The sequence below is a fragment of the Photobacterium alginatilyticum genome (assembly GCF_009910675.1).
GTDB classification, from domain to species: Bacteria; Pseudomonadota; Gammaproteobacteria; order Enterobacterales; family Vibrionaceae; genus Photobacterium; species Photobacterium alginatilyticum.
The window spans coordinates 22751-39716 of the sequence record NZ_RSEJ01000025.1 but is presented as its reverse complement, the minus strand read 5'-3'; the positions used below and the strand labels follow the sequence as shown (position 1 = coordinate 39716).

Sequence of the window (16966 nt, the reverse complement as noted above, 5' to 3'; positions counted from 1 at the left end):
GAATAGGTGGCAAGACGCACTAGCGTTTGTTTCGTTTTGCCCTCGGATGCGCTTCATCATACACCTGTGCCAGGTGCTGGAAATCGAGGTGGGTATAAATTTGGGTGGTCGAGAGGTTGGCATGGCCGAGTAGCTCCTGTACCGCCCGCAAGTCCCCGCTCGACTCGAGCATATGGGTGGCAAAGCTATGGCGCAGCTTGTGCGGGTTAATATGGCTGGATACGGCCTGCTTCTGGCCCCATTCCGCCATCCGTTTCTGGACGTTGCGGTTGGAAATCCGCTGCCCGAGCTTGGAGACGAACAGACCGGGTTCACCGCTGGCCGCCAGCTGTCCGCGGACCTTGAGCCAATGGCCAACCCAGTCGCGAGCCAGCCCGGCAAAAGGAACAATTCGCTCCTTGTCCCCTTTACCGATCACCCGGATATCACCCTTGCTCAGGCTAATATCGCGCACATCCAGGTTTACCAGCTCCGACAGGCGCAGTCCGGCCCCGTACATCAATTCCATCATCGCCCGATCCCGAATCGACAACGGATCATCCTCATCAACGCTAAGTAGCTGATCCATCTCGTCGACATCGAGGTTCTTGGGCAGCGGCCTCGCTTTGCGTGGCGCAGAGACCCCCTTGGCAGGGTTGGCCTTCAAAACTCCCTGGCGTACCAGATAATCAAAAAAGCTGCGCAGCGCAGACAGGCGCATCGACAGACTGCTGGCCTTCAGGCCGTCACGCATCCCCTTGCTCGCCAGCTGACGTACCCAGCCGGCATCGACCACCCGCCAGTCCGTGACCTCCAGCTCAACCAGCTGCTCGGCCAGCGTTGTCAGCTGACGCTTGTAGTTCTGCTGAGTGTGCAGACTGAGCTCGCGTTCACTACGCAGGTACTCGTAAAAACGCTGCAGGGGCTTGTCCAGCCCGGAAGGCAACTGGCTCAATCAATTACCTCGCGGGTATATTCCCAGTGATGGATCAGGCGAGTCAGCACCAGGGCCAACTGCTCGACAAACAAGGTATCCATCGCAGGCTGGAAATGACCACCATCCGTACTGGCAAAGCTCAACACCCCGATAGGATGTTCGATCCCCAGCGGCAGCACCACATAGGAGCCCAGGTGCGGCGGATGGCTAAAGAGCAGCTCACTCTCTTGCCTGCGCAACCGGCCCATGTAAACCGGCCGATGCGACAGGTGGGCAACACGAAAGCCCTCAAAAGCCTTACGTGGTAAATAGAGGTTATCATCAAAGCTATCAAACAGCTTCAGGCTGAAGTCCAGCTGCAGCTGGCTGCTGAGCTCTTCAAGGATCACCAGCGCCTGGTAGATATTGTGGGTCTGAAACAACTGTTGCTGGGCGCGGGCAAAGATTTCAAACAGCTCGCTGTTCTTGCCGGCGGCGGTTACCAGGGTATTAATTTCCCCCTCGAGTTCACGCACCCGGCCTCGTAGCCTGTCGAGCTGAATTTCCACCAGCGACACCGCACCACGCTCACTGTGGGCCACGCGCAGCTGGGTCAGTAATTCCGGCTGTCGGATAAAAAAATCAGGGTTGTCGAGCAGAAACTCAGCCACATCCTGATCGGACAACGGGGTGTCTGCCACTACCGGCAGCTCACCCAGTTGGGATACATCTGTCATAATACTATTTGTCCATCAAAGACATGTGCTACAGGGCCAGTCATATACAATGGCTTGCCTTCTCCGGCCCAGCGAATATGCAAATCGCCGCCCGGAAGGCTCACTTTTACATTTTCATCCAGCAGCCCCTGCTGCTGACCAATGGCGACAGCGGCACAGGCGCCACTGCCACAGGCCTGGGTTTCACCGGCGCCACGCTCGTAGACCCGCAGCCTGATTTCGCGACGGTTCACTATCTGCATAAAGCCCGCGTTGACCCGCTCAGGAAACCGCTCGTGGGATTCCAGCAGCGGACCCATCGTCTCGACGTCAGCCGTATCGACATCGTCCACCACAGTCACGCAATGCGGATTCCCCATGCTTACCGCGCCACAGAATACCGTGTTATCGCCGGCTCGCAAAATATAGGTTTTTTCACTTTGCTTGGCACGAAACGGGATCTTGCCCGGCTCGAACTCCGGCGCCCCCATATTGACCGTCACCTGGTTGTCATTTTCCAGCTTCAGGATCATTTTTCCGCCCTTGGTGCTGACGGAAATATGGTATTTATTGGTGAGCCCTTTCATCCAGACAAAACGGGCAAAACAGCGGGCACCGTTGCCGCACTGCTCAACCTCGCTACCGTCGGCATTGAAGATCCGGTAGTGAAAATCAGTCTCCGGATCATAGGGCGGCTCGACCACCAGCAGCTGGTCAAAACCGATCCCCCGATGGCGATCGGCCAGCCGCTTGATGGCATCAGGCGAGAAGAATGCGTTTTGTGTCACGCAATCCACCACCATGAAATCATTGCCTAAGCCATGCATTTTTGAAAAATTGATCTGCATGATGTCCCTTCTTGTTATTCTGGCAACAGGTGCTCAGACTGCCACAATTGCTCCAGCGTTTCACGCTCGCGGACCACATGGGCATCTTGGCCGTCAACCATGATTTCGGCAGCGCGTGTACGGGTATTATAGTTTGACGCCATCACAAACCCATAGGCTCCTGCCGAACGTACCGCCAGCAGATCGCCCGGCTCGAGACACAAGGTACGCTCCTTGCCGATGAAATCGCCGGTCTCGCAGATAGGGCCGACAAAATCATAGGTCTGCTTCTCACCCTCGCGCGGGCATACCGGCACAATGTCCTGCCATGCCTGATAGAGGGTCGGACGGATCAGATCGTTCATTGCCGCGTCGACAATAGCAAAATTTTTGTGCTCGGTGTGCTTGAGGTACTCAATTCGGGTCAACATCACACCGGCATTGGCGGCAATTGCACGACCCGGTTCAAAAACCAGTTCCAGCTCGGGGTGGTCCTTGAGGCGAGCCAGCAGCTCGGTGGCATAGTCAGAAGGCTGCGGCGGCTGCTCGTCACTGTATGTCACGCCCAGTCCACCGCCGACATCGAGGTGCTCGATTTCAATGCCTTCAGCCTTGAGGGTATCAATCAGGGCCAGCAGGCGGTCGGTGGCATCGATAAACGGTTCGATATCGGTCAGCTGGGAGCCGATATGACAGTCCATACCGGTCACTTTCAGGTTCGGCAGGCTCTGTGCCAGGCGGTAAACCTCCGGCGCGCGGTCAAACACAATACCAAATTTATTGTCACGCAGACCGGTCGAGATATACGGGTGGGTCTTGGCATCGACGTCCGGGTTGATCCGCAAGGATACCGGCGCCACCTTGCCCAGCAAGCCTGCCACCTCATTCAGGCGCTCAAGCTCAGGCTCGGATTCAACATTGAAGCATTTAATACCCAGCTCCAGCGCCCGCTTCATCTCCGCGGCCGTCTTGCCGACACCGGAGAAAACAACCTTGGCCGGATCGCCACCGGCGGCGATAACCCGCTCCAGCTCGCCCTGCGAGACAATATCGAACCCGGAACCCAGCCGGGCTAGCACATTGAGTACCCCGATATTGGAGTTGGCCTTCACGGCATAACAAATCAGGTGCGGGTGGTTGGCCACCGCCTGATCAAACGCATTCCAGTGTCGCTCCAGCGTTGCCCTGGAGTACACATACAAAGGGGTACCGTAACGCTCAGCGAGGTCGGTAAGTGCAATGTCTTCGGCCCAAAGCTGGCCGTCTTGCTGGTAGTTAAAATAATCCAAAGTTGTCTCTTCCCTGTCTGATCGCTGTCGTTACTGTTGTTGCTGCTGCTCGGAGTCGTCCGGCATATATAGCGGCCCGCTCTGACCACAGCCATTAAGTGCCAATACACCCAGTACTAAAATTGCCAATAAACCTTTACGCATTTTTCAAAGCCAGTGATTATCATTTCATTGCCCTCTATAATCGCACCAACACTAGGAAAAGCAATAGGACGCAATGGGATGAATGATACAGAATTTCATAAGTTAGCCGATGAGGTTCTTATGAGCATCGAGGAAGGCATCGACGAATCCGGTGCAGACATTGAATATGAGACGACCGGCAACGTACTGACACTGGAATTCGAGAACCGCAGCCAAATCGTCATTAACCGCCAGGAGCCGTTGCACGAAATCTGGCTGGCTTCAAAATCAGGCGGTTACCACTTCAAATACAAAGACGGCCTGTGGCACTGTACCCGCAGCGGGGCCGAGCTGATTTCGCTGGTGAAGCAGGAATGCTCGCTACATGCCGAAGAGCCGGTGGACTGGTCATAGGCCTGCACGACGAGTAGGTAAACAGCCCAAAACGAAAAAGCGAGAGCCGACAGACTCTCGCTTTTTGTTATTCGGTCCCAAAACCCAGCTACCGTGTCGATAGTGACATCATGTTGGGGGCGGCTCCAGCCGCCGCGGGTCGCGGGATTTGCTGGCCACTCTTGAACGGGATCACCTGCGGCTCACCGCCATCGTTGTGCACGATGTCGTAAAACTGCGGCAGGTTAAAATTAATAAAATTGGCACTATAGCTGAAACGGTCCTGGGCCGAGGTGTAAAAACGGTTTACCCCGTGAACCATCTCATCCTTGTCACCGCTGCACTGGCGATAGACTTCTACCCGGTTCGACTCGTCGAGAATATAGATATTGTAGCCGGCATCACAGTCTTCGAAGAAAAACTGGATCAGGCCTTCGCTGGCATAGGCATCGACAATTTCCGGCGGGTGCGGCTCATCAGCCTTACCCATCACCAGATTGGCCGAGCCAAACAGCTTGTTGGTCGAAATACAGCTATAGAAATCAACCGAGTTTTCCAGCTTCTGGACCGACACCCCACGGCGCTCGAAAAACAGGCCATGGGTCTGTTCGCCAATGCGAATCGCCTTGAAGCGACGGCGTTTTTCCTGTTCAACCGGCTTGAGGCGCATCTCGATACACTCGGCTACCAGCTGATAGACCAGGTTACGGATCAGGCCGCGCATGTGTTTGCTATAGCAGAACACATCCACCGACTCCGGCGGGATTGCATCCTGGTGCATCTTGCCCAGCACCGTTTTCAGCGCATCCAGCATGGCATTTTCGCCGCTGAAATTCAGGGTACGCACCTCGTTCCACGAGTTACGGTAGACCAGATCCACACTGCCGACCAGGCAGGTCTGCTCGGGGCCATAGCTAAAGATATCGGTATTTTTAAAGTCAAAACGGACCGAACGGTTTTTCAGCTCGGTCGTCGGATCATTTTCCAAATTGACAAACAACCCGAGCTGGCGAATTTCGCACGGGCTCGACAGCGCCTGCAGCCCCGGCTGCGGACGGCGGATCGGGAACGTATTGCGGATATCGCTGACCAGCTGATAGAGCTTATCGATATCCATCGCGGCATCACGTACCACATTATGCAGACAGGTCGATTCGGTCAGCAGGCCGTTGAAGTATGCCCAGGCAACCAGCTTGCTCAGGTAACGGTTATGCTCCAGCGACGGCTGGCCCAAAATGGCGTACGGGTCGAGCGAATGCTTGTACAGATACCAGCCAGCAGCATTGGTACGCCCGGCCGGTACCTGGATCAGACTCAGGTTCGGCTCGTGCAGGTCTGGGGAGATCTGCGGGTTAAGCAAGGTGACCTTGCCCGGCAGGACCTCAAACGCCGCATACAGCTTACGCGCCAGAATACTGATATCTTCCGGGCTAATCGCCGAGGTGATGTTATTGCGGCGGGCAAAGCGGATCAGGTTACGGTAGCTGAGCATCAGGGCATCAAGCAACTCGTTGTGCGCCCGCTTGACCTGCTCTACCTTCCAGTCACGGCGGTTGTCCAGCTCAAGCAGCACCTCTTGCGACCACTGCCAGTCCGACGTCAGCTTGCCCAGAACCTCACGACGCCACGCCACCGAGCCGGAGGCCGGCTCACGGGTCAGCTTCTCATGTGTCTTGAGGTAGAAGCAGCGACGGACCAAATCCAAGCGACGATGATCGTCAATACGCTCCAGGTAACGCGTCACCTTCTCCAGCATCAGGTAATACGCATCCATACAAAACTCGGTGCGATCTTCCGAGAAGAAGCGGCGCTTGCCGTCGACACTGAGCAGCTGGGTGTGCGGGTATTCCCATGAGTATGCCTCGAGCAAAATCGCTTTCAGCACTGATTTATACGGCGAGTCGATACTCTTGTAGAGCTGCCACAGACTAGAGCCGAAATACTCCTCGGCCGGAATCCGGGTCAGGCCACCGAAATCAATCCACTCTTCACGACGGATATACCCACTCGAATCAAGGTAATCGATATATTCGTCGTAACACTCTTCCATTTCCGGCGGCACCATAAACCACATCAGGCGCTGGCCGGCAAGCTGGACCGCCGAGCGGTAAAACTCGTCAAGCAGCAGCAGGTGCTGGCTCGAGCCGCAGTTATCACCGGTCATCTGCTCGGAAAAGTTATCGCGGAAACGATTTTCGTCAATCAGGAAAAAGTTGGCCTCGACACCCTGTGCCATCGCCCAGTCGGAGATCAGCGAACACTTGCTCTCAAGCGCCTTGCGATCGTCCGCCGCCATATCGGTACGGATACAGACCCAGATATCAAGATCACTGGTCAGACTCTGGCCCAGCGAAGAGGTACTGCCCATGGCATAGAGGCCAAGGATCGGGTATTCGCCGTTAGATAGCTGAGGAGGGGTAATGGTCGACTGGCTGGTAAGCGCACAATCGTCGATCAGCTGTTGCTGCTGCTCGGAAACGTCAAACGCGGCAATGCCCACAGGCACAGCCTGATCAAGATAGCCAGGTACCGCCGGGTGATTATAGTGGAGTAACACGGTCAGCAGGTTGAATACCTGCTCGGACTGCGCATTCATGGCTGCGCGGGCACGCTCCAGCCTTAGCTGGTTGTGCTGATCCAGTCTACTTTTAAGCGTCTCGATATAATTATGCAAATTACTCTTCCAAGAGCTACCAGCTAGAGAGCGGCCCAAATCTTGTCATTATTAGTGTAGATAGTGTCCTACACGCGAGCAAAAACGTGATCAATGTAACAGTTTTTGCTTTAACCGTAAAGATAGTGACGATTTATGACAGCTTATGAATGGCTCGCTTTTTGGCAAATTGGCGATACAGCCCATCCTTGTCCTGATTCCCTCAAGCTAGTACAAACTCAATAAACCGCCAGCGACGGTATTGTAATGAATTTTTCACTTAAAGGTTATGTGAGAAATATCACATTAATTACAACACATATCAAGACAATACTGCTTCACCGCACTGAGGGCAACAAGTGAATTACCATCATGGCGCAGTAGTGATACGATTACCGTGTATAAATGCAAGCGATTTAATGGACCCGATTCTATGACCGATAAACCGATCCGCATTGCCACCCGCAAAAGCCCGCTGGCAATGTGGCAAGCAGAATTTGTAAAAGATGCACTGGAGCAGGCTCATCCAGGCCTGATTGTCGAGTTGGTACCTATGGTTACCAAAGGCGACATCATTCTGGATACCCCGCTCGCCAAGGTCGGTGGTAAAGGTCTGTTCGTGAAAGAGCTCGAAGTGGCGATGCTCGAAGGCCGTGCCGACATCGCCGTACACTCGATGAAAGATGTCCCTGTCGAGTTTCCCGAAGGCTTGGGACTGGTCACTATTTGCGAGCGCGAAGACCCGCGTGATGCCTTTGTCTCCAACACTTTCAATACGATTGACGAACTTCCGGCCGGTGCCGTAGTCGGTACCTCGAGCCTGCGCCGTCAATGCCAGCTTCGTGCCCAGCGCCCTGATCTGGTTGTCAAAGACCTGCGCGGCAACGTCAATACCCGTCTGCGCAAGCTCGATGACGGCGAATACGATGCCATTATCCTCGCCTGCGCCGGCCTTATGCGACTAAAAATGGACGACCGCATCCGTGATGCCATCGCCCCAGAGACCAGCCTGCCAGCGGTCGGCCAAGGCGCTGTCGGCATTGAATGCCGTCTGGATGACACCCGTGTCCGTAAGCTGCTTGGCGCCCTGAACCACCAGGAAACCGCGACCCGTGTTCTTTGTGAGCGTGCAATGAACAACCGCCTGCAGGGCGGCTGTCAGGTCCCTATCGGTAGCTACTCGGAACTCAAAGGCGATCAAATCTGGCTACGCGCCCTAGTTGGCGAGCCTGACGGCAGCAAGATTGTTAGCGGCGAGATCAGCGGACCGGCCGCCGATGCAGAAGCATTGGGCACCCAGCTGGCAGAGCAGCTACTCGACGATGGTGCCAAGGACATCTTGGATAAGCTATACGGCAACGCCTGATGAGCATACTGATCACCCGTCCGGCCCCGGAATGCCACCAGCTTGCACAGCAGCTCAATGCAGCGGGGATCAGTGCTATTGCTCAACCACTGCTCGATATTCAGCCGGGAAAACAACTTCCTATGTTGATTTCCCAGCTAAATCAGCTGCAATCAGACGATTTTCTGATTGCTGTCAGTGTTCATGCAGTGAACCTGGCGCACAATTACTTAACAACACAAGGTGCCAGCTGGCCAAAAAACGTGCATTATATGGCCGTTGGGCACAAAACTGCCGCAGCACTCTCCGAGTGTACCGGCAGCGACGTGCAATCACCTCAGTCGCGCTGTGACAGTGAAGGATTACTGGAATTACCGGCACTGGCTCAAGCTCGGATACAAAACCGCCGGATACTGATTTTACGCGGCAACGGCGGTCGTGAATTGATCTACCAAACCTTGCAACAACGCAAGGCCGAGGTCAGCTACTGCGAGACATACCTGCGCAGCTGGATCCCACTCGATGGCGAGCAGCTGTGCCGGATATGGCAGTCGAGGCAGATATCGGCACTGGTTGTCACCAGTGGCGAGCAGCTGTCATACCTAAGTAGTTTAATTCCTGATGACAACAAGGCTTGGTTTCTTCAGCGCCACCTTTTCGTACCAAGCCAACGAATCGCGGACCAGGCTAAAACGCTTGGTTTTTGTACAATTTCCACCGTGGGGAGTGCGGCCAACAACTGCCTTTTCACGACCCTAAGCAAGATAGGCACGATGGGATAATCGGATGACTGACAAAAAAACCAATAACGAAACCTCTGCAGATAACAAACAATCGGCAGTGTCAAAAACAACGGACAAGCAAGGTCAATCAAGTGCCAAAGCCCAGGCACCTGAAACCTCTGCACCGAAGGAAACAGCAGCCAAGGCGGAAGCCAGCCAGCCAGCACCTGCTCCTCAGCCAGCCGAAAAACAAAGCGGCAGCAAAATGGGGGCTATCGCCATTGCCCTCGTCATCGCACTCGGTGCCGGCCTCTATTACCACGGTCACCAGCAAACCCAGGCCCAGAACGCAAAAATGGCTGCGCTTCAGCAGCAGCTGGCGGGTGTAAAGAGCAACCTGACCAACAGCATTGCCGCGACCAAACAAGAAACCCTCAGCCAGGTAGAGAAGAGCCTGCAGCGCACCGATGTCTCTATCTCGCAGCAGGGCAAATCCATCACCGGCCTGCAAATGGCACTGTCGGAAATGAAAGGACGCCGCCCGAACGACTGGCTGCTGGCCGAAGCGGATTATCTGGTCAAAATGGCCGGTCGCAAACTGTGGCTGGAACATGACACGGCCAGTGCTACCATCCTGCTTGAATCTGCCGATCACCGTATTGCCGAGCTGAACGATCCAAGCATGACGCCGATCCGCGAAGCCATGCACAGTGACATCACCGCCCTGAAAGCCGTTGCCCGTGTTGACCGCGACGGCCTGGTGCTACGCCTGACCAGCCTGCAGGAAGCCGTTGCAACGCTACCACTGGCCAATGCCATCGTGCCGGAAGCGACAGCGACTGAATCGGGTACAGTGTCAACTTCTGTTGACGACTGGAAAGAAAACCTGAAGACATCCCTGAAAAACTTCAGCGAGCACTTTGTTACCTACCGTACCCGCGACGGCAGCGTGATCCCGCTACTTTCACCGAAGCAGGACTTCTACCTGCAGGAAAACATCAAGTCGAAGCTTGAGACCGCGATCAAGTCGGTCTATCGCGAGCAGGGCGAGCTATACACCAAGTCACTGATGATGGCCAAAGAGTGGGCCGAGCAGTTTTACGACATGGAAGATCCTGCCGCGCAAAGCTTCATCAGCACCCTGGATAAACTTGCACAGGAAAATATTGAAGCGAGCTACCCAAGCACGCTGAAGTCTCAGCCCCTGATCACCAATGCCATCAGCGAGCGCCTGCGCCAGCAAGTGAAGCCACTTAGCACAGAGGAGAACCCAGCATGATCAAACTATTATTGCTGGTTGCTGCGCTGATTGCCGGTATTGTTGCCGGCCCGATGCTGGCGGGCAATCAGGGCTATGTGCTGATTTCCGTGGCCAACCAGACTCTGGAAATGAGCCTGACCACCCTGATCCTGATTGTCGTGATCCTGTTTGGCTCTTTCTTCCTGCTGGAAACCATTCTCAAGCGCGTTCTGTCTGTCGGCAGCTCGACCCGCGGCTGGCTGTCTGGCCGCAAAGCCCGTAAAGCACGCCTGCTGACCTCGACAGGCTTGATGAAGGTCATCGAGGGCGACTGGAAACAGGCCGAGAAACTGGTTGTCAAAGCCGCCAAACACAGCGACGCGCCATTGCTTAACTACCTGGCCGCCGCAGAAGCCGCACAAAGCCAGGGCGACGCCAACCAGCGTGACGAGTACCTGAAGCTGGCTGCCGATATCGATGGTCAGAATCTGGCTGTAGCCCTGACTCGCGCCAAGCTGCAGTTCCGTCAGCAGCAGTACGAGCAGGCCGTGGCCACTTTGCAGGATATCCAGCACGAGCACAGCCGCAACCCGGTACTGCTGGCGCTGCTGAAAGACTGTTACCTGAAACTGGAAGACTGGAAACCGCTACTGGCACAGCTTCCTCAGCTTGAGAAGCTTGGCGTGATCACTGCCGAGGAAGCGGCTGAACTGCAAATCAAAGCCGAATGCGGGCTGATGACCCACATTACCCAGCAAAGCGGCAGCGAAGGCCTGATGGGCCACTGGAACAGCCTCAACCGTAAAACCAAGCAACGTCCTGAGCTTATTGCCTGCTTTGTAAGGCTAATGAGCAGCCACAGTGCCGACAGCGAGGCCTACACCGTGCTTCGTGACGCACTGAAGAAAAACAACGACGAAGATCTGATTGAGCTGGTACCTGCACTGAACCTGGCTGACTACCATCCGGCCATTGTCCGCCTGACCGATCTGCTTCGCTATGACAGCAGCAACCCAAGCACCTACAGTGCACTGGGGCAGCTGTATATGCGCGAGGAAAAATGGGAGGAAGCCAAGCAGCACTTCGAGAAGGCTATCGAGCTACGACCGAATATGGCTGACTACGGCTACCTGGTTGATGTAATGGAAAAATTGAACGACAGCCAGGCTGCCGCCGATCTTTCCCGCCAGGCCCTGACACTGGCTCTGCCGGCCAAAAATTAACATTATAGCAACATAATATTTTGAGACAAAAAGCACCCATTTGGGTGCTTTTTTATTCTTAAATTCATATGTTTATGTGTCTGATCGCGATGATTTGTATCCAAGTGTTAACAGGCATTTCATCTTATATCTGACCTATTGCTAGCATTATGTAAAAGTTATTCAATGCCACCTCTAGTCGCTAACAGGTGGATAACTAGCTATGGATATGCTTCCTTGGTTAATCGTTTCTGGGATTGTTGTTTCTGTGATCACTTGCCTGATGACAGCGGTTTTGATCAAAGAATCATAATCGGCCGGAAATTAAAAAAGCCTCCGTACTCGGAGGCTTTTTTAATGGTGTTATGTGTCGATTGGTATTACAGGCGGCTAGAGCTTTAACGCTTTTTTGGTCTTCTGCAGCGCCTTCTCATAGCGCTTAACCGCCTTGGCAGCTTTCTTCAACCGCTTGTTTTTCTTCTTAGCTAGCTTCTTCAGGCGCTTAACCTGCTTTTTGGTCACTGCCGGCAACAAAGCCACACTCTCCTGCTCAACGGTGGCAACCGCATCCAACTGAGTGCGAGCCACAGCAGGCAGCGCCGGGAGCGGCCTGACGTTGGTACCCAGCCTTTCTGCCTCAGAAGCCATTATTGGAGCAGGAGCCTCTTTGGGAACAGGGGCTAATGACGCAGCTTTCTTAAGGGCGCTGGGTTTGCACAGGTAATCCTTGCTGCTGGCTGATCGTGCACAGCTGCTGCAGACAAAATTAGGCGTACTGACTATTTTGCTGATGTTGGCAAACTGATCGGCAATTTCAACTCGGCGATATTTACATAAAGACTTTGCCATTAACCACTCCTTCAGCCAAAGCCAATGATTATTATTCTTTCTAAGAGTATCACCACATTACGGTGAGCAAAAGATAGAGCCCGAGCGGCCCTATTTCATCGCTGCCAGCACATAGACATCAAAACGGTTTTTCTTGGTCTCTATCGCCGTTGACGGCTTTTGACCGGCCAAGAATTCGGCGTAGTCAGGACGCTTGACCACCACCCGTTTGGTTGCCAGTGCCATCGCCGGTGCCAGCAAGCTATCGGCATCGTTGTCTGCGCCAACCAGGGTCTGGAACACTCGCATTTCCTTCTTCACCAACGCCGACTTTTTCTTGTGCGGGTACATAGGATCGAGATAGACCACATCCGGCGCGGCAAACTCAGGATCCGCGGCCAGCTTCTCCAGGGCATCATGGCTCGAGGCATGGAGCAAGGTCAGCCGCTCGCTGATCCAGCCGCCAATGTCGGGATCCTGCTGTGCCCGGCGCAGACCGTCATCAAGCAGCGCTGCCACCACCGGGTGGCGCTCGACCATTTGCACCTTGCACCCCAGGGAAGCGAGCACAAAGGCATCACGGCCCAGCCCGGCCGTACCGTCAACCACAGTCGGCGTCACGCCGCCCTTCAGCCCGACCGCCTTGGCGATGGCCTGGCCCCGGCCGCCACCAAACTTACGGCGATGGGAGGCCGCCCCGCCCGCCAGATCAACGTACACCGCGCCCAGTTTCGGCTCGTCACGTTTGTGCAGCTCAAGCCTTTCGCTCGTCAGTACCAGGGCAAAAGTACTGTCTTCATCATGGCTCAGCCCCCAGCGCAGGGCCAATTCATCCAGTTCATGCTGACGGTCAGGCGTGTCACAGATTAAAGCGAGTTGCACAAAATTCTCCGGTAATCAATCAATAAGCCCCGGCGATACGGCTCGCACCGAGCGATCTGGGGATATAAGGGGCAAGATTATACCACTGCCTCCGAGGATTGGCGCAACTCGCTCACCAGATCGGCCAGTGGCTGCGGTTTGCCAAACAGATACCCCTGAGCATAGTCGACACCGAGATCATCAAGCTTCGTGAGGATAGCTTCGTTTTCGACAAACTCGGCCACAGTCTGCTTGCCCATTTTCTTCGCCAGCTCATTGATGGCCTTCACCATGGAATAATCCATCTCGTCGTCAGCGATGTCACGCACAAACATGCCGTCAATCTTGATAATATCCACCGGCATCCGCTTCAGGTAGCCAAACGAAGACAGCCCGGATCCGAAATCATCCAGCGAAATCAGACAGCCCAATGCCTTCAGCTGGGTAAAGAGCAGTATCGCCTCGCTCATGTTGCCGATGGCCGCCGTTTCGGTGATTTCCAGACACAGCTTGTTGGTCGGCAGGCCGGAGCTACTGATTTTCTCCACCATGAACTGGATAAAGTCCCGGTTGCCCATCGACTGCCCCGAGAGGTTAATCGAGCACAGCTCCAGTTGCTCTACCGCCTCGGGATGGGCGACAAGCCAGTCAATAACAGCATTGACCACGTAGCGGTCAATCAGGTGTGCCAGGTTATAACGCTCAGCCGCCGGCATAAATAGCCCGGGGGATATCATGGAGCCGTCACTTTCGCGGATCCTGACTAGGATCTCGTAATGCTGTTTGTTGCTCGTGGAGGTTAGCGGGGCTATTTGCTGGGCGTGCAGCTCCAGCCGCTTCTCGGCCAGTGCCTTGCGGATCAGGTTAACGCACTCCATTTCCAGCTCACGGCGCTTGAGCTCTTCGTCATCCGGATGGTAAAGGTGCAGACGGTTTCGTCCCTCGTCCTTGGCCGCATAACACGCGGTATCCGCCTGGGCATGAACCTGCTGTGTCGAACCGGCCGTCTCGTCGATAAGCCGGATCCCAATCGAGCCGCTAAAGCTAAACCGGGAGTTCTGCCAGTAAAACTCAGCCTCTTCCAGCAGGTGCAGAATTTCATTACCAAACTGCACCGCCTCAGCCGAGCTGCAATGGCGCAGTATGATGGCAAACTCATCGCCCCCCAGCCGAGACAGCGTAGCCTTCTCCGGGGTGATCCCCCGCAGCAACAGGGCTACTTGCTTCAACGCTTCATCACCGGCTTCATGGCCCGCGGTATCGTTAATCACCTTGAACTGGTCAAGGTCGATATACAGCATGGCATGGCGGGCTTCCTGCTCCCTGGCTTCGAGCAACACCTCTTCCAGCTGCTGCTCAAAATGGTTACGGTTAAACAAGTCCGTCAGATAGTCATGGCAGGCCTGATACTCCAGCTGTGCCTCCAGCTCACGGGTCGAGGTAATATCCTCGCCAACCAGCAGCAGCTGAAGTTTTGACTGGGTAGGACGAATCGTCTCGCGGATCCAGACGGTATGACCGTCGGCACATTTGTACCTGAGCTGCCGGCGCCAGACCTTTTGCGCATTGCTCTCGTGCACTCCCGAGATGTATTGCTGCGGCAACGGCACATCATCGAAATAGAAATCCGTTACCTTATGCCCCAGCATCTGGCGCTTGCTGTAACCCAGCAGATCGGCCGCAAACTGGTTAACCGACTGAATACGGGCCTGACTATCAACAGCCAGCAGGATGACCGGCTGCTGCTCGTAAAGCAGGCGGTAGCTGACTTCCCGCTCGCGCAGCTTTTCTTCCATCTGATGACGGGAGGTCACATCACGGGCCTCAAACAGCAACTGCTCCGCCTCACCGACCGACTCCGGCATGCGCTTCATTGCAATATCCAATACCCGCCGGCCGTCCTCGCTGCTCTGGACCTCGACCTCAAAGCGGACCCGCTGATCCTGCCAGGCGGCATAAAAGGCCTTGCTCAGGCGAGATACCGTTTCATGATCCCAGCAGTGCCAGCGCCACATCGGGCTGTCATATTTGATAATTGAGCGACCGACCAGGTTCTGGAGGGCCAGGTTGCCCGAAATCAACACCCCGTTGTAATCGAGGATACCGATATACTGAAAGCTCTGATCAAACACCCCTTCAAACAGGGCCCGGCTCTGTTGCAGCTTGCGCTCGCTCTTGCGCAGCCGGCGGATAATCAGGCTAAGAAAAACAATGATTGCGCCCATAATCACCACGGCCACAGTAATCGCCCGCAGCTCTTTGTTATAGCGCTCAAACCAGCTCTGCGGTTTATTGATCACCACCACATCATCCGGCACGGCCAGCCCCCAGCGTTGCAATATCTGATGGTTAAACATCTCCTTACTTGCACTATAGGTAAACGTCGGCAGCTCGCTGATTTCGCCATCGATAACCGCCACCAGCATCTGGCCGATTTGCTGCCCCTGCTCATAGCCACTGTTCATCACACCACCGACTACGCCTTGCTCAAGCAGGTACCGGTAAGAGGCATATACAGGCGCAGAGGCAACCTTGGTCAGCGCCTCGACAAAAGGGCGGCTCCCCATATAGTCGCCGCTGCTGTCAAAATAATAACTCAGGAAAATAATCGCTGACTGCTCAGGCAGTTGTGCGGCCCGGGCAAAAACATCGCTAAATTGTCCGGGCGGAAAACGGTGTACAACCAGCTCGGAGGGGTTCAGTGTCAGGTAGTCATTGATCTCCTGCCACATCGCCTGTCCGGTATAGGTCTCGTCTGCTATCACATAGATTTGCTTCAAGTCAGGCTGCTGCGACAGGGCCAGGGAAATATTGTCTACCGGGTTGTTCACCTCCAGCACACCCGCAACCTGCGACAGCTGGTCATGCTTCTCGGGCTGGTAGTTATTGATCCCCACCATCAACACCGGCGTCTCCCCGACCTCTTCGGAGAGCTGGTTCACCAGCCACAGGGCATTATCATCCGTCACCACAATCGCCCGGTATTTTTCCCGGGTCAGCTTGGCCCGGTAGATATCAAGCAGTTCGTTGAGATAGCTAGCCGACTGATAGCGCTTGCTATCCATATAGCTGACATGAAGGGGAATATCATGAGGTTTCGAGGCCGACTCCAGCCCGGCCTGCAACGAATCTGTCCATCGCATTCCCTGGTGATAGGAATGGATAACCAGGGTATCTTTCACCTGGGCATAGGCCGGTGCCGCCAGCAGCACCAAAAATAAAGCGAGAAAGCGCATAGAACGTAGAAATATCCCTATCGTCAAAGTCCATCGTATGCGCAGGCCTAGCTGCCGGCGCAGCTGTCTAAATACAGCGCAATTAAGTCTGATTATTCGATACTGAAGCCAGCTCAGTATAAGATATGAGCTGTATCGGATAAACAAGGGATAAGACAAAACCATGACCCAGCCACCACGGATAGACGATTTAGATCGCGATATCCTCAACGCCCTGATGAATGATGCCAGGATCCCTTATGCAGAAATGGCCAAGCGGTTCAATGTCAGTCCCGCCACGGTGCATGTCCGGGTGGAAAAAATGCGGGCAGCCGAAATAATTACCGGTACCGAAGTGGTCGTAAACCCGAAGCTGCTCGGCTATGACGTCTGCTGCTTTATCGGTATCAATCTAAACGCCGCCCGTGACTACCATTCGGCTCTGGCCAAGCTCAACGAGCTGGACGAGGTCGTCGAAGCCTATTACACCACCGGTGCGTACAATATTTTCGTCAAGTTGATGTGCAAGTCGATTGAGGAGCTGCAATATGTGCTGATCGACAAGCTGCAGGCGATTGATGAGGTGCAGTCTACCGAGACCCTGATTTCGCTGCAGAACCCCATCAACCGCAACGTACAGCCATAAAACAAGAGGCG

The 16966-nt window shown here is 54.7% G+C and carries 15 protein-coding genes; 6 read left to right on the top strand and 9 right to left on the bottom strand.

All coding sequences use genetic code 11. From position 1 onward, the window contains the following. Window positions 1–19 precede the first annotated feature (19 nt). Genes xerC through lptM form a run of 5 tightly spaced genes read right to left on the bottom strand, consistent with a single transcriptional unit; the run spans window position 20 to window position 3871 of the window. On the bottom strand, window positions 20–934 hold the full coding sequence (xerC, locus tag EIZ48_RS20760; protein ID WP_075762151.1) for a tyrosine recombinase XerC: 915 nt from the start codon (window positions 932–934) through the stop codon (window positions 20–22). Next, on the bottom strand, window positions 931–1632 hold the full coding sequence (locus EIZ48_RS20755) for a DUF484 family protein (RefSeq protein ID WP_160655711.1): 702 nt from the start codon (window positions 1630–1632) through the stop codon (window positions 931–933). Before EIZ48_RS20755 ends, xerC begins: the two co-directional genes overlap by 4 nt. Further along, window positions 1629–2459, bottom strand: a complete 831-nt coding sequence (gene dapF / locus EIZ48_RS20750) for a diaminopimelate epimerase (protein WP_160655708.1) — start codon at window positions 2457–2459, stop codon at window positions 1629–1631. The genes EIZ48_RS20755 and dapF overlap by 4 nt, the downstream gene beginning before the upstream one ends. Before the next feature lie 14 nt (window positions 2460–2473). Further along, the gene (gene lysA, locus EIZ48_RS20745; protein WP_160655706.1) at window positions 2474–3727 is read right to left on the bottom strand and encodes a diaminopimelate decarboxylase; all 1254 of its coding nucleotides are present in this window, start codon (window positions 3725–3727) and stop codon (window positions 2474–2476) included. Between the two features lie 30 nt (window positions 3728–3757). Further along, complete coding sequence (gene lptM / locus EIZ48_RS20740) at window positions 3758–3871, bottom strand: LPS translocon maturation chaperone LptM (protein ID WP_160655703.1); 114 nt, start codon at window positions 3869–3871, stop codon at window positions 3758–3760. Between the two features lie 78 nt (window positions 3872–3949). Between lptM and cyaY the strand changes: the two genes are divergently transcribed. Continuing rightward, a complete protein-coding gene (cyaY, locus tag EIZ48_RS20735; protein ID WP_075762146.1) occupies window positions 3950–4264 on the top strand; it encodes an iron donor protein CyaY in 315 nt (104 codons plus the stop codon). Window positions 4265–4352: 88 nt separating this feature from the next. Here the strand turns inward: cyaY and EIZ48_RS20730 are convergent, their stop codons facing one another. Further along, entirely contained in the window at window positions 4353–6917 is a 2565-nt protein-coding gene (locus EIZ48_RS20730) for a class I adenylate cyclase (protein WP_160655700.1), read from the bottom strand. A 412-nt stretch (window positions 6918–7329) separates the two neighbouring features. On the opposite strand from EIZ48_RS20730, the gene hemC reads away from it, so the two are divergent. From hemC to EIZ48_RS20710, 4 genes are read left to right on the top strand one after another with little or no spacing between them, the layout of a single operon-like run. Continuing rightward, a complete protein-coding gene (gene hemC, locus EIZ48_RS20725) occupies window positions 7330–8262 on the top strand; it encodes a hydroxymethylbilane synthase (protein ID WP_160655697.1) in 933 nt (310 codons plus the stop codon). Further along, window positions 8262–9023: a uroporphyrinogen-III synthase gene (locus EIZ48_RS20720; RefSeq protein WP_160655694.1), complete on the top strand. Its 762-nt coding sequence runs from the start codon at window positions 8262–8264 to the stop codon at window positions 9021–9023. The genes hemC and EIZ48_RS20720 overlap by 1 nt, the downstream gene beginning before the upstream one ends. A 4-nt stretch (window positions 9024–9027) precedes the next feature. Next, on the top strand, window positions 9028–10242 hold the full coding sequence (hemX, locus tag EIZ48_RS20715; protein WP_160655691.1) for a uroporphyrinogen-III C-methyltransferase: 1215 nt from the start codon (window positions 9028–9030) through the stop codon (window positions 10240–10242). Continuing rightward, the gene (locus EIZ48_RS20710; RefSeq protein WP_160655688.1) at window positions 10239–11426 is read left to right on the top strand and encodes a heme biosynthesis protein HemY; all 1188 of its coding nucleotides are present in this window, start codon (window positions 10239–10241) and stop codon (window positions 11424–11426) included. Before hemX ends, EIZ48_RS20710 begins: the two co-directional genes overlap by 4 nt. A 369-nt stretch (window positions 11427–11795) precedes the next feature. Here EIZ48_RS20710 and EIZ48_RS20705 read toward each other — a convergent pair whose 3' ends face one another. The 3 genes from EIZ48_RS20705 to EIZ48_RS20695 form a co-directional block, all read right to left on the bottom strand. Beyond that, a complete protein-coding gene (locus tag EIZ48_RS20705) occupies window positions 11796–12254 on the bottom strand; it encodes a hypothetical protein (RefSeq protein WP_160655685.1) in 459 nt (152 codons plus the stop codon). 90 nt (window positions 12255–12344) lie between these two features. After that, window positions 12345–13115 (bottom strand): class I SAM-dependent methyltransferase, encoded by a 771-nt coding sequence (locus tag EIZ48_RS20700; protein ID WP_160655682.1) that lies wholly within the window; start codon window positions 13113–13115, stop codon window positions 12345–12347. Window positions 13116–13192: 77 nt separating this feature from the next. After that, entirely contained in the window at window positions 13193–16330 is a 3138-nt protein-coding gene (locus tag EIZ48_RS20695; protein ID WP_160655679.1) for an EAL domain-containing protein, read from the bottom strand. A gap of 163 nt (window positions 16331–16493) precedes the next feature. On the opposite strand from EIZ48_RS20695, the gene asnC reads away from it, so the two are divergent. Further along, window positions 16494–16955, top strand: a complete 462-nt coding sequence (gene asnC, locus EIZ48_RS20690) for a transcriptional regulator AsnC (protein ID WP_075762137.1) — start codon at window positions 16494–16496, stop codon at window positions 16953–16955. Window positions 16956–16966 lie beyond the last annotated feature (11 nt).